The following is a 21487-nucleotide window of genomic DNA, read 5'->3' as shown; positions in this document are numbered from 1 at the left end:
AGGGGCCCTGTGAGACGCGGTCCCGCCCGGGCGGGACTGCGACGACGGGCCGCGCCCCGCCCGTACCCGGTGGGTACCAAGAGCGGGGCGCGGCCCGTCGGTGGTGCCGGGCGCTCAGCCCTGTGCGCCGCCCAGGTGGTGGACCCGGACCATGTTGGTGGTGCCGGGGACCCCGGGAGGCGAGCCGGCGGTGATGACCATCGCGTCGCCGTCACCGAAGCGCTGGAGCTTGGAGAGCTCGGTGTCGACCAGCTCGACCATCTCGTCCGTGGTGCTCACCCACGGCACGACGAAGGACTCGACGCCCCAGCTCAGCGCGAGCTGGTTGCGCGTGGACTCGTCGGTGGTGAAGGCCAGGATCGGCTGAACGGTGCGGTAGCGGGACAGCCGGCGCGCCGTGTCACCGGACTGCGTGAACGCCACGAGCGCCTTGCCGTCGAGGAAGTCCGCGATCTCGCAGGCCGCGCGGGCGACCGAACCGCCCTGCGTGCGCGGCTTGCGGCCCTCGACCAGCGGCTCCAGCCCCTTGGAGAGCAGTTCCTTGTCGGCGGCGGAGACGATCTTCGACATCGTCTTGACCGTCTCGATCGGGTACGCGCCGACCGACGACTCGGCCGACAGCATGACCGCGTCCGCGCCGTCCAGGATCGCGTTGGCCACGTCGGACGCCTCGGCGCGCGTCGGGCGGGAGTTGGTGATCATCGACTCCATCATCTGGGTCGCCACGATCACCGGCTTGGCGTTGCGACGGCACAGCTCGATGAGCCGCTTCTGCACCATCGGGACCTTTTCGAGCGGGTACTCGACGGCGAGGTCGCCACGGGCCACCATCACACTGTCGAACGCCGCGACGACGGCCTCCATGTTCGCCACGGCCTGCGGCTTCTCCACCTTGGCGATGACGGGGACCCGCCGGCCGACCTCGTCCATCACCTTGTGGACGTCCACCACGTCCTGCGCGTCGCGCACGAAGGACAGCGCGACCATGTCGCAGCCCATCCGCAGGCCGAACCGCAGGTCGTCGATGTCCTTCTCGGACAGCGCGGGCACGTTGACCGCGGCGCCGGGCAGGTTGATGCCCTTGTGGTCCGAGATGACACCGCCCTCGACGACCATCGTCCTGACACGGGACCCGGTCACCTCGACGACCCGGAGCTCGACGTTGCCGTCGTTGATCAGGATCGGGTCGCCCGCGGCGACGTCGCCCGGCAGGCCCTTGTACGTGGTGCCGCAGATGGACTTGTCACCCGGCACGTCCTCGGTGGTGATGGTGAACTCGTCACCGCGCACCAGCTCGACGGGGCCCTCGGCGAAGGTCTCCAGGCGGATCTTGGGGCCTTGGAGGTCGACCATCACGCCCACAGCGCGGCCGGTGTCGGCCGCCGCCTGACGGACGCGGTCGTAACGGCCCTGGTGCTCCTCGTGGCTTCCGTGGCTCATGTTCAGGCGGGCCACACTCATACCGGCCTCGATGAGAGCCTTCAGCTGCTCGTACGAATCAACGGCGGGGCCCAGTGTGCAGACGATTTTGGAACGGCGCATGAGGCTGATCCTATCGGTTTGTTTCCTGGCGGAATATTCCGCCTGGTGATAAATACAAATGGGCGGAACCCCGCTCAGGCGTGTCCCTTATTCCGGACCGTCCTCACGGGTGGCGAGCGCGAACGTCTGCCGTGCGATCTCCCGTTCCTCGTCGGTCGGCACCACGGCGACCGCGACCCGCGACCCGTCCGGCGAGACGAGCCGGGGCTCGTCGGAGCGCACGGCGTTGCGCGCGGCGTCCACCGCGAGGCCGAACCCTTCGAGACCTGCGACGGCAGCTTCCCGCACCTCCGCGGCGTTCTCACCCACCCCCGCCGTGAACACCACCGCGTCCACCCGGCCGAGCACCGCGGTGTACGCGCCGATGTATTTCCGCAAGCGGTGCACGTAGATCGCGAATGCGAGTTCCGCGGCCCGGTCGCCCGCCTCGATCCTGCGCCGGATCTCCCGCATGTCGTTGTCCCCGCAGAGACCGACAAGTCCGCTTTTCTTGTTCAGAAGTTCATCGATCTCGTCAACGGACATCCCCGCCACCCGCGACAGGTGGAAGACCACGGCGGGATCGATGTCACCGGAGCGGGTACCCATCACCAGCCCCTCCAGCGGCGTCAGGCCCATCGACGTGTCCAGGCACCGGCCGCCCGCGACCGCCGACACCGACGCGCCGTTGCCCAGGTGCAGGACGATCACGTTGGTGTCCTCGTAGGGCCTGCCCAGCAGCTGGGCCGCACGCCGCGACACGTACGCGTGCGAGGTGCCGTGGAAGCCGTAGCGGCGCACCAGGTGCGCGTCCGCGGTCGCCGTGTCGATGGCGTAACGGAACGCGTGCTCCGGCATCGACGTGTGGAAGGCGGTGTCGAACACGGCCACCTGCGGCAGGTCGGGTCGCAGTTCGCGCGCCCTGCGGATGCCCGTCACATTGGCCGGGTTGTGCAGCGGCGCGAGCGGCACGAGCTTCTCGATCTCCGCCAGCACGTCGTCGTCGATCAGGGTCGGCTCGGTGAAGCGGGGACCGCCGTGCACCACCCGGTGGCCGATGGCGGCCAGCTCGGGGGAGGCCAGGCCGAGACCGTCCCGCTCCAGCTCCGCGGAGAGGGCGCGCAGCGCCGCCCCGTGATCGGCGAACCGCTCCGTGCGCTCCCGCCGCTCGCCCCCGGCCGTGAGGGGGGTGTGCACGAGGCGCGAGGAGCGCTCGCCGATCCGCTCCACCAGGCCGGACGCGAGGCGCTCGCCCGCGGCCATGTCGAGCAACTGGTACTTCACCGACGACGAACCGGAGTTGAGGACCAGAACGCGAACGGGGGTGCCCGGGTCGCTCATGCGGTTTCTTCCTCCTGCGCTGCCTGTGCCTGGATGGCGGTGATCGCGACGGTGTTGACGATGTCCTGGACCAGCGCGCCGCGCGAGAGGTCGTTCACCGGCTTGCGCAGGCCCTGGAGCACCGGGCCGACGGCGACCGCGCCCGCCGAGCGCTGGACCGCCTTGTAGGTGTTGTTGCCCGTGTTGAGGTCCGGGAAGATCAGCACCGACGCCCGGCCCGCCACCCGCGAATCCGGCAGCTTCGTCGCGGCCACGGTCGGCTCGACGGCCGCGTCGTACTGGATCGGCCCCTCGATCCGCAGCTCCGGGTGCGCCTCGCGCACCAGCCGCGTCGCCTCCCGCACCTTGTCGACATCCGCGCCGGAACCGGACGTGCCCGTCGAGTACGACAGCATCGCGATCCGCGGGTCCACCCCGAAGCGGGCGGCCGTCGCCGACGCCTGCACGGCGATGTCCGCGAGCTGCTCCGCGTCCGGGTCCGGGTTCACCGCGCAGTCCCCGTACACGAGGACCCGGTCGGCCAGGCACATGAAGAACACCGACGAGACGATCGAGGCGCCCGGCCGGGTCTTGATGATCTCGAAGGCCGGCCGGATGGTGGCCGCCGTGGAGTGCACGGAACCCGACACCATGCCGTGCGCGAGGCCTGCTTCCACCATCAGCGTGCCGAAATAGTTCACGTCCGCCACGACGTCGTACGCCAGCTCCACCGTGATGCCCTTGTGCGCCCGCAGCTGCGCGTACCGCTCCGCGAACCGCTCCCGCAGGTCCGAGGTGGCCGGGTCGATCAGCTGCGCGGCGCCCAGGTCCGCGCCGAGGTCCGCCGCCTTCTTGAGGATCGCGTCCGGGTCACCGAGCAGCGTCAGGTCGCACACGTCCCGCCGCAGCAGCACCTCCGCGGCGCGCAGCACCCGCTCCTCCGAGCCCTCCGGCAGCACCACCCGGCGGCGCAGTGAGCGCGCCTGCTCCAGCAGGTCGTGCTCGAACATCATCGGAGTGACCCGCGTGCCCCGCTCCACCGACAGCCGCTCGATGAGGTCGGCCGTGTCCACGTGCCGCTCGAACAGGCCGAGCGCCGTCTCCGCCTTGCGGGGCGTCGCCGCGTTCAGCTTGCCCTCCAGGGTGAACAGCTGGGCCGCCGTCGGGAAGGACCCCTCGGTCACGGAGATCACCGGGGTGCCCGGCGCGAGGCGCTCGGCGAGCCGCAGGATCGGTTCGGCCGGCCGTTCGTCCAGGGTCAGGACGAGACCCGCGATCGGCGGCGTACCGGCGGAGTGCGCGGCGAGCGCGCCCACCACGATGTCCGCGCGGTCCCCCGGAGTGATCACCACGCAGCCGGGCGTCAGCGCGCCCAGCAGGTTCGGCAGCATCGCGCCGCCGAAGACGAAATCGAGCGCGTCGCGGGCGAGCCCCGCGTCGTCGCCCAGCAGCACCGTGCCGCCGAGGGCCCGGGTGACCTGCGCGACGGTCGGCGCGGCCAGCGCCGCGTCGTCGGGCAGGACGTAGCAGGGCACGGGAAGCTGCGTGCGAAGGCCCTCGGCGATGTCCCCGCGGTCCTCGGCCGCGACCCGGTTCACCACGAGGGTCATCACGTCGCAGCCGAGCGCCTCGTACGCCCGGAACGCGTTGCGCGCCTCCGCGCGCACCGACTCGGCGTGCTGGTCCTTGCCGCCGACCACCGTGATCACGGAGGCGCCGAACTCGTTGGCCAGACGCGCGTTCAGCGCCAGTTCGTCAGGCAGCTGCGTGGCCGCGAAGTCCGTACCCAGGACCAGCACCACGTCGTAGTCGCGGGCCACCCGGTGGAAGCCCTCGACCAGCTGGGACACCAGCTCGTCCGTGCCCCGCTCCGCCTGCAGCGCGGAGGCGCTCTCGTAGTCCAGGCCGTAGACCGTGTCCGGGTTCTGGGAGAGCCGGTAGCGCGACCGCAGCAGGTCGAACATCCGGTCGGGGCGGTCGTGCACCAGTGGACGGAACACCCCCACCCGGTCGACCTGCCGGGTCAGCAGCTCCATGACCCCCAGTTCGACCACCTGCCGGCCGTCCCCGTGGTCGATCCCGGTCACATACACGCCGCGTGTCACGCGCGCTCCCCTCGTCCCGTCCAGTCGGTCCCGGTGCCCCGGCACGGCACCACCATGCAGCCGGGGGCGCGCCCGCAGGAGGCGTTCCCGCGCATGTCCCACCCCTCGGGTGATCCGGGCCGGGCCCCGCCCGCCGGATCCGGCTGGGGGCCGCCACCGTGCTGCACGGCGACCTGCCCCGCACGTCCTTACGGGAACGGCGCGGAGAACAGTCCCTGTCCGCTTGCGGAGTCCGGTTCCGCCGCGTCCTGTGCCGGGCCCCGCTCGGGTCCGGCGGCGACGGGCGTGCCGGGGCGGGCATGCCCCCTTGACACTAACCCGCGAGCCTGGGCGCAGCGCTCCGGGACGGGTGGAAGGGCAGGTCGGACCGGTGACGGGGGGTGCTCGCGCCCCCCGGAGGGCGGGGCCGCGCCGCGCCCCGGACGGCGCCTGCCGGGGCGGCGCGCGCCGCCGGCGCCTCCGCACGCCCGCACGGACGGGTGCGCGAGCCGCGGATCGCCCGTGGCAGGATCGGTACACGGCCATGCCCAGGCCGACACGGCCACCGCCCTGGCCGCACCGCAGCAGGAGCAGGAGACGACAGCGACCATGCGTATCGGAATTCTCACAGCGGGCGGCGACTGCCCGGGGCTGAACGCCGTGATCCGGTCGGTCGTGCACCGCGCGATGGCCGAGCACGGGGACGAGGTCATCGGCTTCGAGGACGGCTTCAAGGGCCTGCTCGACGGTCACTACCGGCCGCTCGACCTCAACGCCGTCAGCGGCATCCTCGCCCGCGGCGGCACCATCCTCGGCTCGGCCCGGCTCGAACGCGACCGTCTGCGCGAGGCCGCGGAGAACTGCCAGGAAATCGCCACCCGCTACGGCATCGACGTCCTCATCCCGATCGGCGGCGAGGGCACTCTCACCGCGGCCAGGCTGCTGTCGGACGCCGGCATGCCCGTCGTCGGCGTGCCGAAGACCATCGACAACGACATCCACTCCACGGACCGCACCTTCGGTTTCGACACCGCCGTCGGGGTCGCGACCGAGGCCATAGACCGCCTCAAGACCACCGCGGAGTCGCATCAGCGGGTGATGGTCGTCGAGGTCATGGGCCGGCACGCCGGATGGATCGCGCTGGAGTCCGGCATGGCGGGCGGCGCGCACGGGATCTGCCTGCCCGAGCGTCCCTTCGAGGTCGACAAGCTGGTCAAGATGGTGCGGGAACGCTTCGAGCGCGGCAAGAAGTTCGCCGTGATCTGCGTCGCCGAAGGCGCCCACCCCGCCGCCGGCAGCATGGACTACCGCCGCGGCGAGATCGACCAGTTCGGCCATGAGCGCTTCCTCGGCATCGGCAACCGCCTCGCCGCGGAGCTCGAACACCGCCTCGGCACCGAGGCCAAGCCGGTCATCCTCGGCCACGTCCAGCGCGGGGGCACCCCCACCGCCTATGACCGCGTCCTCGCCACCCGCTTCGGCTGGCACGCCGTCGAGGCCGCGCACCGCGGCGAATTCGGCAGGATGACCGCACTGCGCGGCACGTCGATCGAGATGGTTCCGCTCGCCGAGGCCGTCACGCAGCTGAAGACCGTCCCCGAGAGCCGCATGGTCGAGGCCGAGTCGGTCTTCTGACCGGCCCGGCACCCCGGCCCCCCGCCTCCTGGCCCCACCTCCTGGACGGGCGGGCGCGGGGCCCGTCCGCGCCCGGTGCGGGCCCGTGCGGGCGACGCCCGGCCCCGGCCCCGGCCGTGCCCGGTGTGCGGGCGCCCAGCCCGTGCCGCCGGTGTGCGCGGCCCGTTCAGTGCCGTGCCGCGACCCAGCGGTACTGCAGTTCAGGGCGGCCGACCTGGCCGTACCGGGGGCTGCGCTCAGCCCGGCGGTCGCCGACCAGGTGTTCCAGGTACCGCCGGGCCGTGATGCGCGAGATGCCCACCTCGACGGCCAGTTCGGCCGCGGTGAGCCCCGCGCCCGACCCGCGCAGCGCGTGGGTCACCGCCCGCAGCGTCGGCGCGCTGAGTCCCTTGGGCAGGGCGGCGGGCTCCGGCGCGCGCAGCGCCCCGAGCGCGCGGTCCACCTCGTCCTGCCCGCTCGCCTCCCCGGCCGCCGCCCGGAACTCCGCGTACCGTACGAGCCGGTCGCGCAGCGTCGCGAAGGCGAACGGCTTCAGCACGTACTGCACCACGCCCAGCGACACCCCTTCCCGCACGAGCGCCAGGTCCCGCGCCGACGTCACCGCGACGACATCCGCGTGGTGGCCGCCCGCGCGCATCGCCCGCAGCAACTGCAGGCCGTGACCGTCCGGCAGGTACAGGTCGAGCAGGATCAGATCCACCGCCCGGCGTTCCAGCACCCGGACCGCCTCGGCGCGTGTGTGTGCGACGCCGACCACCGTGAACCCCGGCACGCGCCCCACGTACACCTCGTGCGCGTCGGCGGCCACCGTGTCGTCCTCGACGATGAGCACCCGTATCCGTTCCGCCCCGGACGCGGACTCCTGCCCGCTCACGAGGCCCCCGCCGACGCGCCGTGCCCGAGCAGGCGCCCCGGCCCGCACTCGTCGGCGCCGGTGGCGGGACCGGCCGCCGTCAGGGGCAGCCGTACGGTGAACTCGGCGCCGCCGTCGTCCCCTTGGGACACCTCCACGCTCCCGCGCGCCCGGTGCACCGCCTGCCGTACGAGCGCGAGCCCGAGCCCGCGGCCCGGCCCGTTGGTCGACCAGCCCCGCCGGAACACCTCCTCCATCCGCTCCTCGGCGACACCCGGTCCCGTGTCGCGCACCCGCAGCAGCAACTCAGCCGCGGAACGGGGCCCGTCGCCCCGTCCGTCCCCGGCGTCCGCGCCGGCCGCTTCCTCGACGCGGGCCGTCACGGTCACCCGGGCGGGTCCGCCGCCCGTGTCCCGCGCGAGTCCGCCACCGCCCGCTCCCGCCGCCTCCACGGCGTTGTCGACGAGGTTGCCGAGGATCGTCACGAGGTCGCGCGTCGACAGCGTCGGCGGCAGCACACCGTCGTCCATCCGGCTGTCCGGTGCCAGCACCAGTTCCACACCGCGCTCGTTGGCCTGCGCGGCCTTGCCGAGGAGCAGCGCCGCCAGCACCGGCTCACCCACCGCACCCACCACCTGGTCCGTGAGGGCCTGCGCCAACTCCAGCTCGGAGGTCGCGAACTCGACCGCCTGGTCGACCCGGCCGAGCTCGATCAGCGAGACCACCGTGTGCAGCCGGTTCGCCGCCTCGTGCGCCTGCGAACGCAGCGCCTGGGTGAACCCCCGCTCCGAGTCCAGCTCACCCGACAGCGTCTGCAGCTCGGTGTGATCGCGCAGGGTGACCACCGTGCCGCTGCGCTCCCCGCCCACCACGGGCCGGGTGTTGACCACCACGACCCGCTCCTCGGTCAGGTGCACCTCGTCGACCCGTGGCTCGGAGGCCAGCAGCGCCCCGGTGAGCGGCGGCGGCAGCCCGAGGTCCGCCACCGGCCGGCCCACCGCTGACGCGTCGAGCCCCAGCAACTCGCGTCCGCCGTCGTTGATCAGCGCGATCCGGCGCCTTCCGTCCAGCATCAGCAGCCCCTCGTGCACCGCGTGCAGCGCGGCCTGGTGGTAGTCGTACATCCGGCTCAGACCTCGCGCGTCCAGGCCGTGCGTGTGGCGGCGCAGACGGGCGTTGATCACGTACGTGCCGAGCGCGCCGAGCACCAGCGCCGCGCCCGCCACCATCGACAGCACCCGCAGCTGCCGCGTCACCTGTGTGGATATGCGCTCCACCGTGATCCCCACACTGACCAGGCCGACGATGCGGCCGCCCTCCCTGATCGGGGTGACGGCGCGCGTCGAGGGACCGAGTGTGCCCGTGTAGGTCTCGGTGAAGGTCTTCCCGCGCAGGGCCGGCGCCGTCGTGCCCAGGAACCGCATGCCTATCTGCTTCGGGTCGGGATGCGTCCAGCGGATGCCGTGCGTGTCCATGATCGTGACGAAGTCGACCCGCGTGTCGCGCCGGACCCGCTCGGCGTACGGCTGGAGCTCCGCCGTGGGGTCGGCGGTGCGGATCGCGGCCCGTACCGAGGGCGCGTCCGCCACCGAGCGCGCGGCGATCAGCACCTCGCGCGTCGCCGTACCCCGCGCCTGCGCACGGTCGTTGACGTACGCGAACACCGCACACCACGCGACGATCACCGCCACGAGCACGGCCTGCATCGCGAAGAGCTGGCCGGCCAGACTGCGCGGCTTCCGCGCCGCGTGGAAGAAGGACATGGCGCCAGTGTCCCCGTCCCGCCGCCGGAGAGGCGTGGCGATATCCACAACCCCTGGCTGGAAATCGTATGAACGAAATGAACAGAAGGGTGACCGGGGTCACAGCGCGGTGGATAGTCACCGGGACCCCGAGTCAAGGAGGACACGTGGCCGCGAGGCGGGACCGAACCCACTTCCTGTACATCGCCGTGGTGGTTGCCGTGCTGCTGGGCATCCTGGTGGGCTTCGTCGCCCCCGGCACCGCCGTCCAGCTCAAGCCCATCGGCACCGGCTTCGTCGATCTGATCACGATGATGATCGCGCCGGTCATCTTCTGCACGATCGTGCTGGGCATCGGCTCGGTGCGCAAGGCCGCCAAGGTCGGCGCGGTCGGCGGCCTCGCCATCGGCTACTTCCTGGTGATGTCGACCGTCGCCCTCGCCATCGGCCTGGTCGTCGGCAACATCCTGGAGCCGGGCCAGGGCCTGCACCTCACCGAGTCCGTACGCCAGTCGGGCCTGGCGCAGGCCAAGGGCACCAGCGACTCGCTGCCCGACTTCCTGCTCAGCATCATCCCCACTACGCTGGTCTCGGCCTTCACCGAGGGCTCCACGCTCCAGGCCCTGCTGATCGCCCTGCTCGCCGGCTTCGCGCTGCAGGCGATGGGCCCGGCGGGCGAGCCGGTCCTGCGCGGTATCGAGCACCTTCAGCGGCTGGTGTTCCGCATTCTCGCCATGATCATGTGGGTCGCTCCGGTGGGAGCGTTCGGGGCGATGGCGGCGGTGGTCGGCGAGACCGGGGTCGACGCGCTCAAGTCGCTCGCCGTCATCATGATCGGCTTCTATGTGACGTGCGCTGTCTTCGTCTTCGTCATCCTCGGCCTGGTGCTGCGGCTGTTCGCCCGGGTCAACATCTTCCTGCTGCTGAAGTACCTGGCCCGGGAGTTCCTGCTGATCCTCTCGACGTCCTCGTCGGAGTCGGCGCTGCCGCGGCTCATCGCGAAGATGGAACACCTCGGCGTCAGCAAGTCCGTCGCGGGCATCACCGTGCCGACGGGCTACTCGTTCAACCTCGACGGCACCGCCATCTATCTGACGATGGCGTCCATCTTCATCGCCAACGCGATGGACAAGCCGCTCTCGATCGGCCAGCAGATCTCGCTGCTCGTCTTCATGGTCGTCGCGTCGAAGGGCGCCGCGGGCGTCACCGGCGCGGGTCTCGCGACCCTCGCGGGGGGCCTGCAGTCGCACCGGCCCGAACTGCTGGACGGCGTGGGCCTGATCGTCGGCATCGACCGCTTCATGAGTGAGGCCCGCGCCCTGACGAACTTCGCGGGCAACGCGGTCGCCACCGTCCTCGTCGGCAACTGGACGAAGGAACTCGACCGGGGCCGCCTCGACGAAGTGCTCGCCGGCCGCGTCCCGTTCGACGAGACGACACTGATGGACGAGAGCGGCAACACCGTGGGCGGCGCCCTGCCGAAGGGTGGCGAGCCCCCCGTCGACGGTGGTCCTCCCGAGGACGGCGGGTCCCAGGACGTACCGGACCGGCACGGTGACGACACCGCGCCCCAGACCAGGGCCGGGGTCTGATCCCCCACCCCCAACCGGCCCTGGAACCGACCGGCCCGAGCGGACGCGCAACCGCTCGGGCCGGTCAGGTGCCGGCGCCCACGGACGCCGACTGCCGCACCGTCGTCCGCGGCCCCGCGGCCCGTCGGCGACCGGGCACGGCCCGGGCCCGCGCCGGGACCGCGGCCCTGGTCCACCGCTGCCGCGGACCCGGCGGAGTGCCAGGGCTTGCCTTGACGTCGACGTCAAGACGTACGTTCGTGGGTATGCGCATCGGTGAACTGGCGGAGCGGGCGGGGACGACCACCCGGGCCCTGCGGTACTACGAGTCCCGCGGGCTGCTGCCCGCACGCCGGATGGTCAACGGCCACCGCACCTATGACGAGGCCGACCTGCGGCTGCTCCAGCAGATCCGGACGCTGCAGGACTTCGGGTTCGACCTGGAGGAGACCCGGCCGTTCGTGGAGTGCCTGCGTGCGGGACACCCCTCGGGCGACGCGTGTGCGGGTTCGCTCGCCGTCTACCGGCGAAAGCTGACCGAGCTCGATGTCCTGATCGATCAGCTGGCCTCCGTGCGGGACGAGGTCGCGGCACACCTGGCCAGGGCGGAGGACGCACATGCAGGTGGCCGCACCCGGTCGCCGGCTCCCCCTTCCGAGCCCGCGACATCCCCGGGACCTGCGACATCCCCCGGGCCCGGGGGACCCGGTCCGGATGGGGTGCGGGCGGCGCGGGCACCGCTCACGCCTGCACCGCCGTACCAGCCGAACCACCCGCACGAGCCGAACCACCCGCACCAGCCGTACGCCTCGGACGCTCCCGAGCCCCGCTGCGAACTCTCCGAGGCCCTCACGCACCACCGCCCTCAGCGCCCCACCCATCACCCGAAGGACAGCAGATGACCGAGATCGAAGGCGTGGCCACCGTCACCGACGCTGATTTCGAGGCCGTCGTGCGCGCGCCCGGCCTGCCCGTACTCGTGGAGTTCACAGCCGACTGGTGCGGTCCGTGCCGGCAACTAGCCCCCGTGCTCGGCGCCGTCGCGCGTCAGGAGGCGGACCGGCTGAGGGTCGTGCAGATCGACGTGGACGCCAACCCGGCGACCGCCGCGAAGTACGCCGTGCTGTCGATGCCGACGCTGATGGTCTTCCGTGACGGCGAGCCGGTGAAGTCGATGGTGGGGGCCCGGCCCAAGCGGCGGCTGCTCCAGGAGCTCGACGACGTCGTCGGGCCGCTCGGCGTCTGAGGCCGTCGCTCGCGCCCCGCCCCGCGCGCGACGTGGGTGGCCCGGCACCGGGCCGCCCGGGCGATCGCGTCGGCCGTTCTCGGCCGGGACACGACACGAAAAGGACAAACACCCCGTTCGTCAATTGACGGACGGGGTGTTTCTCTGCGTATATTGGGGGTTTCCGTGCTCACGCATGCTTCAACGCGGCGGGAATTATCCCGGCGATTCCGTGATGGCGGAGAGTGTGAGAAGTGAGCGCGGTGAGCTCAATGAACGCAGCATACTAGGGCAGGGGCCGAATTGTCAACCGACGCATTGCAGAACGAGCAACAATTCATCTCGGGCCTGTATGCGCGCCTCGATGCTCTCAGGGACCGTGCGGAAGGCTCGGTTCGGCGGTCCGTCACCCAGGTGGGGACCGGTCGGCAGGCCAAACTGGAGCGGGACGTGCACGTCCTGGAGGAAACCGCGCGGCTCTCCCAGTTGAATGCCGTGGAGACCGGGCTCTGTTTCGGCCGAATCGATTTCCGTAACGGCGAGACCCACCACATCGGCCGCATCGGAATGCGCGAGGACGACGCGGAGCGGACCCCGCTCCTCATCGACTGGCGCGCCCCTGTCGCCCGGCCCTTTTATCTCGCGACCGGCTTTTCCCCGATGGAACTGCGCCGCCGCCGGCATCTCACCACGCAGGGTCGCACGGTCACCGATCTGCATGACGAGATCATGGATCTCGGCGACGCCACCCGGACCGGTTACGAGAACCGCGACGCGGACGAGGTGCTGCTCGCCGCGCTGAACACGGCACGCACCGGCCGCATGACCGACATCGTGCAGACGATCCAGGCCGAGCAGGACCGCATCATCCGGGCCCCGCACCACGGCGTGCTCGTCGTCGAGGGCGGTCCGGGGACCGGCAAGACGGCGGTCGCCCTGCACCGCGCCGCCTATCTGCTGTACGCGCACCGCGAGCAGCTCGCCCGCCGCGCCGTGCTGATCGTCGGGCCCAACCCCGCGTTCCTCGGCTACATCGGCGAGGTGCTGCCGTCCCTCGGCGAGACCGGCGTCCTGCTGGCCACGACCGGCGAACTCTTCCCCGGGGTCGTGGCCACCGGCACCGACAGCCCGGCCGCCGCGGCGGTCAAGGGCGCCGCGGCCATGGCCGACGTGCTCGCCCGCGTCGTACGGGACCGGCAGACGGTGCCCGAACGCGTCACCGAGATCCACCACGAGGACCACGGGGCCCTCCCCCTGGACCGCGCCACCGCGGAGGACGCGCGGGCCGCGGCCCGCGCCACCGGTCTCCCGCACAACCTCGCCCGCCCCCACTTCGCGTTCCGCGTCATCGACGCACTGACCGGGCAGCTCGCCGAGCGCATCGGCGGCGACCCGTACGGCGGGCCCAACCTGCTCGGTCCTGACGACATCGCGCAGCTGGGCAAGGAGATCGCCACCAGCCGCGCCGTGCACGCGGCGATCGACGAACTCTGGCCCGACCTCACCGCGCAGCGGCTGGTCGGCGACTTCCTCGCGGACCCGCTGCAACTGCCCGAGCACGAGCAGGCGCTCGTACGGCGCGGTGAGGGCCCCTGGACGCCGGCGGACGTGCCCCTGCTGGACGAGGCCGCGGAACTGCTCGGCGCGGACGACAGCGCGACGCGCGCGACGCAGGAGGCCGCCCGGCAGGAGCAGGTCGCCTACGCGCAGGGCGTGCTGGACGTGTCCGTCGGCTCCAAGACGTACGAGTTCGAGGACGAGGAGTCCGAGGTCCTCGCCGCGCACGACATCATCGACGCGGAGCGCTTCGCCGAGCGGCACGAGGAGATCGACACGCGCAGCGCCGCCGAGCGCGCCGCCGCCGACCGTACCTGGGCCTTCGGGCACATCGTCGTGGACGAGGCACAGGAACTCTCGGCGATGGCCTGGCGGTTGCTGATGCGGCGCTGCCCCAGCCGGTCGATGACGCTGCTCGGCGACCCGGCGCAGACGGGCGACCCGGCCGGCTGCGACTCGTGGGAGCAGATCCTGCGCCCGCACGTCGGCGACCGTTGGACGCTGGAGCGGCTCGGCGTCAACTACCGCACACCGGCGGAGATCATGGAGGTCGCGGCGGACCTGCGCCGTTCGGTGGAGCCGGAGTTCGTGCCGCCGCGCTCGGTGCGCTCCACCGGCGTCGCGCCGCTCGTGCGCAGTGTGCCCGCCGAGGAGTTGGTCACGGCCACCGCCGGCCTGGCCGGCGAGCGGCGCGGCGAACCGGCCGACGGCGGCCGGCTCGCGGTGATCGCGCCCCCCGCACTGCTGCCCGGCCTGTCCGCCGGGCTTCCCGACGCGTCGCACGGTGAGAGCCCCGACCTGACCCGTCCGACGGTGCTGCTCACCCCCCGGCAGGCGAAGGGCCTGGAGTTCGACCGGGTGATCGTCGTCGACCCGGATGCCGTGCTCGACCGCTCCTCGCGCGGTGTCAACGACCTGTACGTGGCGCTGACGCGGCCGACCCAGTGGCTCGGTATCGTCCGCAACGCGGATCACCGGCCGACGTCGTAGCCGGGGACCTCGCTTCGACGTGTGCGGGGCCGGGACGGGCCGGCGAGGCCTTGCCGGCCAGGAGATCGCGGCGGGAGCGTACATGATCGTCGCCGCTGGGAAGGCGCACCTCAGCGGCTTCCGCGCCCCCTCGGACGCGGCAACCGCACCCGGGCGGCGCCGGTCAGGGCCCGGTGGGCCCGGGCCGGGCGGTGACCGGGATCCGGCCGCATTGACCGCAGCCGCACTGCGGTCAATGCACAACCCGCTCAGCCGATCGGGCGGGGAGGGTGCTTCTACAGTGGAACCATGACACGTCGCCCTTATCGCTCCACGGTTCGCGAGCGGTCCGCCGCCACCACCAGGAACTCCATCCTGGACGCGGCGGAGGCCCTGTTCGCCGAGCACGGCTACGCGCGGGTGAGCATCACCCGCGTCGCGGAGGTCGCCGACGTCGCCCAGGGCACTGTCTACGCGGCCTTCGGCAGCAAGCCGTCCCTGGTGGTCGCCCTGATGGAGCGCGCGGCGGGGGACGAGACCATCATCCGGACGACCTCAGCCGTGCGCTCGGCCACCAGCGGCCCCGAGATCGTCGCACTCACCGTCGCCGGCGCGGGCGAGATCGTCCGGCGCCACGCCCGCACCATGGCCGTGCTGTACGACAACGCGTCGGCCGATCCGCACATCACCGCTGCGGTCGGCCGCGCGGAGAACCTGCAGCGCGAACGGTTCGACCTGGTCTCGGCGCGCCTCGCCGAACTGGGTCTGCTGCGCGACGGCATGACCCGCGCGGACGCCACACGGGTCCTGGAGTACTACACGGGACCCGGCTCGTGGCGCCGGCTGCGCAGCCTCGAATGGAGCTGGCGCCACGCCGAGGAATGGCTGGCGGACCAGGTTTCCTACGCCGTCCTCGGGGTGTCGGGGACAGCATAATTCGATGTAGTCGTACTCTAGTCAATATGCGCATACTCTTCTCCAGCACGCCCGCACACGGGCACCTGCTCCCGCAGCTGCCGCTCGCCCGTGCCTTCCGGGACCGCGGCGACGCGGTCGCGGTCATGACGTCCGACGCCTTCGCGCCCGTCCTGGCCCCCGAGGGCATCGACCTGCTCGGCGTCGGCCCGTCGGTCGACGTGCTCTTCGCCGAGACCGCCCGCAGGACGGGCGTCAACGCCGCCGCGGACCCGACCCCCGCGGCCGTCGCGGAGTTCTTCGCGGGCACGCGCGTCGACCTCACCGCCGACGACGCGCTCGCCGCGGCCCGCGGCTTCGCCCCCGACCTGATCGTCGCGGAGGCGTGCGACTTCGTCGGCCCGCTCGCCGCCGCCGCGCTCGACGTCCCGTTCGCGACACTCGCCTTCGGGCCCGCGATCCCCGCCGAGTTCACCGACGGCCTGGCCGCCGTCGCGGCGAGCCGCTTCAGCGACCGGGGCCTTGCCATGAACCCCGCCCGCTGGTACCTCGACCCCTGCCCCGACCTGATCCAGGCGCCCGGCTGGACCGCCCCGCAGGGCCGGCTCGCGCTGCGGCCCGAGCCGCACCAGGGCCCCGGCGCCCCGGCGGCGTCCCCCACGGGCGTGAAGGCGCCGGGCGGCAGGGCCCGCGTGCTCGTCACGTTCGGCACGTACTTCGCCGAGCCCCAGGTCCTCGGCCCGATCCTGACCGCGGTGTCCGGGGCCGACATCGACCTGCGGGTCACGCTCGGGCTGACCGCGTCCGCCGACGACTACGACATCGACGACGAGCGGATCGACTTCGTGGGGTTCACCCCTCTCGCCCAGCTGCTGGACGGTGTCGACCTCGTCCTCACGCACGGTGGCGCGGGCACCACCCTGGCGGCGCTCTCGCGCGGCCTGCCGCTCGTCGTCGTCCCGCAGGGCGCCGACCAGTTCCTGCAGGCGGCCGGGGTCGCCGCGTCCCGCACCGGTGTCGCCGTACCGCCGCAGGAAGCCACCCCCGAGGCTGTCGCCCGCGCCGCCGCCGAGGTGCTCGCGGACCCGGTGTACGCGGACAACGCCCGCAAAGCGGCCGACCAGATCGCGTCCATGCCCTCGCCCGCGGAGATCGCCGACCGGCTGGCAGCGGCCCTGAGCTGAGCGTCGCAGCGCCGGCGGCTCCGCGCAGCGGCGCTCACCACGTCGACGGCCGGTGGCCCCCGCGAGAACCAGGGGCCACCGGCCGAGAACTGTCACGTCGCACCGGATGCCGGCCCGCCGCCGAGGATCCCCCGGTCACCCGCGCCGAGGACCGCCGCCCGCGCCGAGAGCTGGGCCGGCTCCCGCTGAGGGCCCCGTGCGGGCGGGTGTCACACCGGCCGGAACCACACGGTCGACAGCGGCGGCAGCGTCGGGCACACACTCGCCTCGCGCCCGTGCGACGGCACCGGCTCGGGCTTCAGCACCTCGACGGTGCGTACATCGCTGCCGCCGTAGCGGCCGGCGTCGGTGTTGAGCACCTCCGTCCAGCCCTCGTACGCGTCCGGCACTCCGAGCCGGTAGCCCTCGCGCACGACCGGTGCGAAGTTGGACACCGCGAGCAGCGGCGCGCCCGACCGGTCGTAGCGCAGGAAGGCGAACACGTTGTCCTCCGCCGCGCCTCCGTCGACCCAGGCGAACCCCTCGGGTTCGGTGTCGCGTTCCCACAGCGCCGGGGTGTCCCGGTAGACCGCGTTCAGCTCCGCCACCAGGTCGCGTACGCCCCGGTGGTCGTCCGCCGCCGGGTAGGACGGGTCGACCAGCCACCAGTCGGGCCCGTGGCTCTCGGACCACTCGGCGCCCTGCGCGAACTCCTGCCCCATGAACAGCAGTTGCTTGCCGGGATGGGCCCACATGAAGCCGAGGTACGCCCGGTGGTTGGCGCGCTGCTGCCACCAGTCGCCCGGCATCTTCGACACCAGGGCGCCCTTTCCGTGCACCACCTCGTCGTGCGAGATCGGCAGGACGTAGTTCTCGCTGTACGCGTACACCATCGAGAACGTCATCTCGTCGTGGTGGTACCTGCGGTGCACCGGCTCCTTGGCCATGTACTGCAGGGAGTCGTGCATCCAGCCCATGTTCCACTTGAGTCCGAAGCCGAGGCCGCCGAAGCCGCCGGGGCCCGTGTGGTGCGTGGCGCGGGTGACCCCGTCCCAGGCGGTGGACTCCTCGGCGATCGTGACCACGCCGGGGCAGCGCCGGTAGACCGTCGCGTTCATCTCCTGCAGGAAGCGCACCGCGTCCAGGTTCTCGCGCCCGCCGTACTCGTTGGGCGTCCACTGCCCGGCCTCGCGGGAGTAGTCGAGGTAGAGCATCGAGGCGACCGCGTCGACCCGAAGTCCGTCGATGTGGAACTCCTCGCACCAGTACACGGCGTTCGCGACCAGGAAGTTGCGGACCTCGGTGCGGCCGTAGTCGAAGGTCAGCGTGCCCCAGTCCGGGTGTTCGGCCTTGGTCGTGTCACCGGGTTCGTACAGCGGACGGCCGTCGAAGTGGGCGAGTGCCCACTCGTCCTTCGGGAAGTGCGCGGGCACCCAGTCGACGAGCACCCCGATGCCCGCCCGGTGCAGGGCGTCCACGAGGAACCTGAAGTCGTCGGGCGTGCCCATCCGCGACGTCGGCGCGTAGAAGCCGGTGACCTGGTAGCCCCAGGACCCGCCGAAGGGGTGCTCGGCGACCGGCATCAGCTCCACGTGCGTGAAGCCGAGCTCCGTCACATACGCGGGCAACTGCTCCGCGAGCTGGCGGTAGCTGAGTCCGGGACGCCAGGACGCCAGGTGGAGCTCGTAGACGGAGAAAGGCGCGGTGTGCGCCGGCCGTTCGCCCCGGCGGGCCAGCCACTCCTCGTCGCGCCACGCGTACGTCGACACCGTCACGATCGACGCCGTCGCGGGCGGCACCTCGGTCCGCCGCGCCATCGGGTCGGCGCGCAGCGAGTGGTGGCCCTCCGGCGTGCAGATGTCGTACTTGTAGACGTCGCCCTCGCCGGCCTCCGGCACGAACAGCTCCCACACGCCGCTGGAGCCCAGCGAACGCATGGGCAGCGCCGTCCCGTCCCAGTAGTTGAACGCGCCGGACACGCGGACGCCCCGGGCGTTCGGAGCCCACACCGTGAAGCGGGTGCCCGTCACGCCCTCGTGCTCCATGACCGTCGAGCCGAGCGCCTTCCACAGCTGCTCGTGCCGTCCCTCCGCGATCAGGTGGAGGTCCAGGTCGCCGAGCGAGGGCAGGAAGCGGTACGGGTCCTGTACCTCGACCACGTCCTCGGCCGTGCCGTCGCCGGCGGCGGGGCCGCTGTAGCGCACGCGGAGCGTGTACGCGGGCACCGCGGTGAGCGGCAGCACACCGGAGAACAGCCCGTCGCCGTCGTCGTTCAGCTCGGCCGTCAACCCGTCCGTGACGACGGTGACCGCGAGCGCGTAAGGGCGCAGCGCACGGACGAGCACACCGCCGCCGCTCAGCGGGTGGGCGCCCAGCAGCCCGTGCGGGTCGTGGTGTTCACCGCGCAGCAGGCGCCCCCGGTCGCCGTCGTCGAGGGCCGGAGCGTGGGGCGTACCCGTGGCACCGTTCGACGCGCCGCCGGCCGCCCCTGACGGCCCGGCGGCGTCGCCGGCCGGGCCCCGGCGCGCGGGCACCGGTTTGCGGGGCGGCTGCTTGCCGGGTTTGCCGACCGGTACGGAACCGGATGCCTTGGCGGGACGGAATCGGGCGGAGACTTCTGGCTCCGACGGGGTGTCGGACGGCGGACGGGCGGTCACGGTGCTGCCTCCTCGGCGAGCGTCGGACAGAGCGTGGGCGGGGCTTGTCGTAAGGACTGCGGGGGACGGCGTGGTACGAGTCTGCTGGACGGGTGGCCGTGGCGCGAGTGGGCCGGGGGAGCGGTGATACGGCCGGTGGCCGGGCCCCGCCCGGTCCGGTCGCGGTGGACCGGACCCGGTGGGAGCGTGGCCGTTCCCACCCGGGGTGCGGGGGAGTGGGGCCGGGGTGATCCACCGTCCGGGGCGGCGCCGCCGGTGGTTCGGGGCGGTGGTCCGGGGCCGGGGGAGCCGGAGCGCGCAGGCCCGCGATCGCGGGGGAGACGGTCGAAGCGGGGCCGATCGCGGGGAACGGGGGCGGCGTGCCGAGTGCGGGCCGCCCCGCAGGTCACGGGCCGCCTCGTCCGCTCACCGCTGCGCCGCCAGACGTTCGATCGCGGCCATCGGAACCGGCAGCCAGTCGGGCCGGTGCCGCGCCTCGTACAGCACCTCGTACACCGCCTTGTCCGTCTCGTAGGCGCGCAGGAGTTCCGGCTCGGAGCGCGGGTCGGTGCCCGCCGCCTGCGCGTACCCGTCGCAGTACGCGTCCCGGCAGCGTGCCGCCCAGTCGGCGCGCCACGGCTGGTGGGAGCGCGCCGCGTAGTCGAAGGACCGGAGCATCCCGGCGACATCGCGCACCGGCGGCTGGGGCCTTCGGCGCTCGGCGAGGGGTCTGGCCGGCTCGCCCTCGAAGTCGATGACGGACCAGGTGCCGTCCGGGCTGCGCAGCGTCTGACCGAGATGCAGGTCGCCGTGGACCCGCTGGGCGGGGCGGCCGTTCGCCACGGCGCCCGGACCACCGAGGGCCTCGAACGCGGCCCGCAGACCCGGCGCGTACGGCAGCAGCGCCGGCACGGCCTGCGCCGCGGTGTCGAGCCGGCGGCTCATCGCCTCGGCGAGCTGGGCGCTGCGGGCGCTGTCGAGCGCCACCGTCGGCAGTGCGGAGGCCAACGCCAGGTGCACCTGAGCGGTGGCCCTGCCGAGTTCGCGGGCCTCGGGCAGGAAGTCATGTCCGCCGGCGAGCGCGGAGAGCGCCAGCTGCCAGCCGTCCGCGGAGCCGCGCAGGTAGGGCTGGAGGACGCCGAGTGTCAGCTGCTCGCCGCTGCCCGCCGGGTCGGCGGCCTCGAACCAGGCCACCGGTGCGGGCACCCGCTCGCACCCCTCGGCGGCGAGCGCCAGCGGGAGTTCCAGGTCCGGGTGGGGGCCGGGGACCACCCGCCGCAGGATCTTGAGGATGTACGCCTCCCCGTAGACCAGGGACGTGTTGGACTGCTCGGCGTCGAGCAGCCGGGGCGCGAGCCCGGCGGGGATGCGGCCCGCGCGGCCGAACCGCAGCGGTCCGACGGTGTCCACACTGCGCAGCCGGTCCATGAGGACGCCGGCGAGGTACGGGTCGTGCAGCGCGTCGTAGACCGTACGGCCCGCGAGCGGCCCCTGCTCCACCCGGCCGACGAGGGACGACGCGAGGTGCGGCGGCAGCGATGTCCGTACGCCGAGGAGCAGTTGGTAGCAGTCGCCGGGGCCGGCCGGTGCGGCCGGGGGCTGCTGGGGGTCCTGCTGCTCGACCCGCAGCAGCAGGTGGAGCAGGCCGGGGCCCTCGCCGCCGGACGGTACGGGGGGCAGCAGCTCGGTGACCGCGACGGGTACGAGCGCCGTGAGGCTGCGCCCTTTGCCGGCGAACCAGCGCTGATGCGGCAGCCATGTCGCGAGCAGCGGGGCGAGCGAGTCGACCATCGCCGTCGCGGCGGCGGACGGGGCCTGGCCCCGGACGGCGGCCGGGCGTGCGGTACTCCGGGTGGATGCAGCCTTCGGCATGGCAGCGCGTCCTTTCCCCGGGTACACCACAGGATGCGCAGAGTGTCCCGGATTGCGGCGATTGCTGTCCGGCTGTACGGGATGTGTCGGGTGAGGATGATCCGTACGGAGTCGGGGCCCGTACCTGAGGTCGCGCACGAGGCCCGCGCCCCATGAACCGGCCGTCGGTGAGAGTGCCCCGTGCGGGGCGGTGGAAACCGCCCCGCACGGGCGCCGCCGGCCGGGCGTGCGCCGGCGTGCCGCTCCGTTCGTTCCCCGGCCCCTCAGGGACGTGGCTGACCGGGGTCGGGCGTCCCGCCCGGTGCCGGCGCCGTCCGCGAGGCGGCGGGGGCACCGCCCGCGGCACCGTCGGACGCCGGCCCCGGGACCGGACCCGATTCCGGGCTTCCGGGAACGGGTTTGGTGCCGGGTGCCGCGCCGACCC

The 21487-nt window shown here is 72.9% G+C and carries 13 protein-coding genes and 1 pseudogene; 7 read left to right on the top strand and 7 right to left on the bottom strand.

Features of this window, described 5'->3' with window-relative positions; translation table 11 throughout:
* Nucleotides 1–114: 114 nt before the first annotated feature.
* The 3 genes from pyk to pta all read right to left on the bottom strand — a co-directional run bounded on the left by pyk (nt 115) and on the right by pta (nt 4946).
* Entirely contained in the window at nt 115–1542 is a 1428-nt protein-coding gene (pyk, locus tag OG310_RS10270) for a pyruvate kinase (RefSeq protein WP_329455567.1), read from the bottom strand.
* Between the two features lie 87 nt (nt 1543–1629).
* A complete protein-coding gene (locus OG310_RS10265; RefSeq protein WP_329455566.1) occupies nt 1630–2862 on the bottom strand; it encodes an acetate kinase in 1233 nt (410 codons plus the stop codon).
* Nucleotides 2859–4946, bottom strand: a complete 2088-nt coding sequence (pta, locus tag OG310_RS10260; RefSeq protein WP_329455565.1) for a phosphate acetyltransferase — start codon at nt 4944–4946, stop codon at nt 2859–2861. The genes OG310_RS10265 and pta overlap by 4 nt, the downstream gene beginning before the upstream one ends.
* 588 nt (nt 4947–5534) lie before the next feature.
* Here pta and OG310_RS10255 point away from each other — a divergent pair.
* Nucleotides 5535–6560: an ATP-dependent 6-phosphofructokinase gene (locus OG310_RS10255; RefSeq protein ID WP_329460110.1), complete on the top strand. Its 1026-nt coding sequence runs from the start codon at nt 5535–5537 to the stop codon at nt 6558–6560.
* A gap of 166 nt (nt 6561–6726) precedes the next feature.
* Here the strand turns inward: OG310_RS10255 and OG310_RS10250 are convergent, their stop codons facing one another.
* On the bottom strand, nt 6727–7434 hold the full coding sequence (locus OG310_RS10250; RefSeq protein WP_329455564.1) for a response regulator: 708 nt from the start codon (nt 7432–7434) through the stop codon (nt 6727–6729).
* Nucleotides 7431–9176: a sensor histidine kinase gene (locus OG310_RS10245; protein WP_329455563.1), complete on the bottom strand. Its 1746-nt coding sequence runs from the start codon at nt 9174–9176 to the stop codon at nt 7431–7433. The genes OG310_RS10250 and OG310_RS10245 overlap by 4 nt, the downstream gene beginning before the upstream one ends.
* 77 nt (nt 9177–9253) lie before the next feature.
* Here OG310_RS10245 and OG310_RS10240 point away from each other — a divergent pair, with 77 nt between their 5' ends.
* The 6 genes and pseudogenes from OG310_RS10240 (at nt 9254) to OG310_RS10215 (ending at nt 16576) form a co-directional block, all read left to right on the top strand.
* Nucleotides 9254–10747 carry a cation:dicarboxylate symporter family transporter gene (locus tag OG310_RS10240; RefSeq protein ID WP_443078598.1) on the top strand — a complete coding sequence of 498 codons (1494 nt, stop codon included), beginning with the start codon at nt 9254–9256 and terminating at the stop codon, nt 10745–10747.
* Between the two features lie 245 nt (nt 10748–10992).
* A pseudogene (locus tag OG310_RS10235) lies at nt 10993–11385 on the top strand (MerR family transcriptional regulator); the annotation flags it as partial.
* A gap of 239 nt (nt 11386–11624) precedes the next feature.
* Nucleotides 11625–11972: a thioredoxin gene (gene trxA / locus OG310_RS10230; RefSeq protein ID WP_329455561.1), complete on the top strand. Its 348-nt coding sequence runs from the start codon at nt 11625–11627 to the stop codon at nt 11970–11972.
* Between the two features lie 297 nt (nt 11973–12269).
* Nucleotides 12270–14498, top strand: a complete 2229-nt coding sequence (locus OG310_RS10225) for a HelD family protein (RefSeq protein ID WP_329460109.1) — start codon at nt 12270–12272, stop codon at nt 14496–14498.
* A 288-nt stretch (nt 14499–14786) separates the two neighbouring features.
* The gene (locus OG310_RS10220) at nt 14787–15413 is read left to right on the top strand and encodes a TetR/AcrR family transcriptional regulator (RefSeq protein ID WP_329455560.1); all 627 of its coding nucleotides are present in this window, start codon (nt 14787–14789) and stop codon (nt 15411–15413) included.
* A 26-nt stretch (nt 15414–15439) separates the two neighbouring features.
* Entirely contained in the window at nt 15440–16576 is a 1137-nt protein-coding gene (locus tag OG310_RS10215) for a glycosyltransferase (RefSeq protein WP_329455559.1), read from the top strand.
* Nucleotides 16577–16785: 209 nt separating this feature from the next.
* On the opposite strand, the gene glgB is transcribed toward OG310_RS10215, so the two are convergent.
* Both glgB and OG310_RS10205 read right to left on the bottom strand, forming a co-directional pair.
* Complete coding sequence (glgB, locus tag OG310_RS10210; RefSeq protein WP_329455558.1) at nt 16786–19212, bottom strand: 1,4-alpha-glucan branching enzyme; 2427 nt, start codon at nt 19210–19212, stop codon at nt 16786–16788.
* A 405-nt stretch (nt 19213–19617) separates the two neighbouring features.
* Nucleotides 19618–21063: a maltokinase N-terminal cap-like domain-containing protein gene (locus OG310_RS10205; RefSeq protein WP_443078597.1), complete on the bottom strand. Its 1446-nt coding sequence runs from the start codon at nt 21061–21063 to the stop codon at nt 19618–19620.
* Between the last annotated feature and the right edge of the window lie 424 nt (nt 21064–21487).

Source organism: Streptomyces sp. NBC_01497 (assembly GCF_036250695.1).
Classification (GTDB): Bacteria; Actinomycetota; Actinomycetes; order Streptomycetales; family Streptomycetaceae; genus Streptomyces.
The sequence above is the reverse complement of the archived record's forward strand: the minus strand, read 5'-3'. Positions and strand labels throughout refer to the sequence as shown.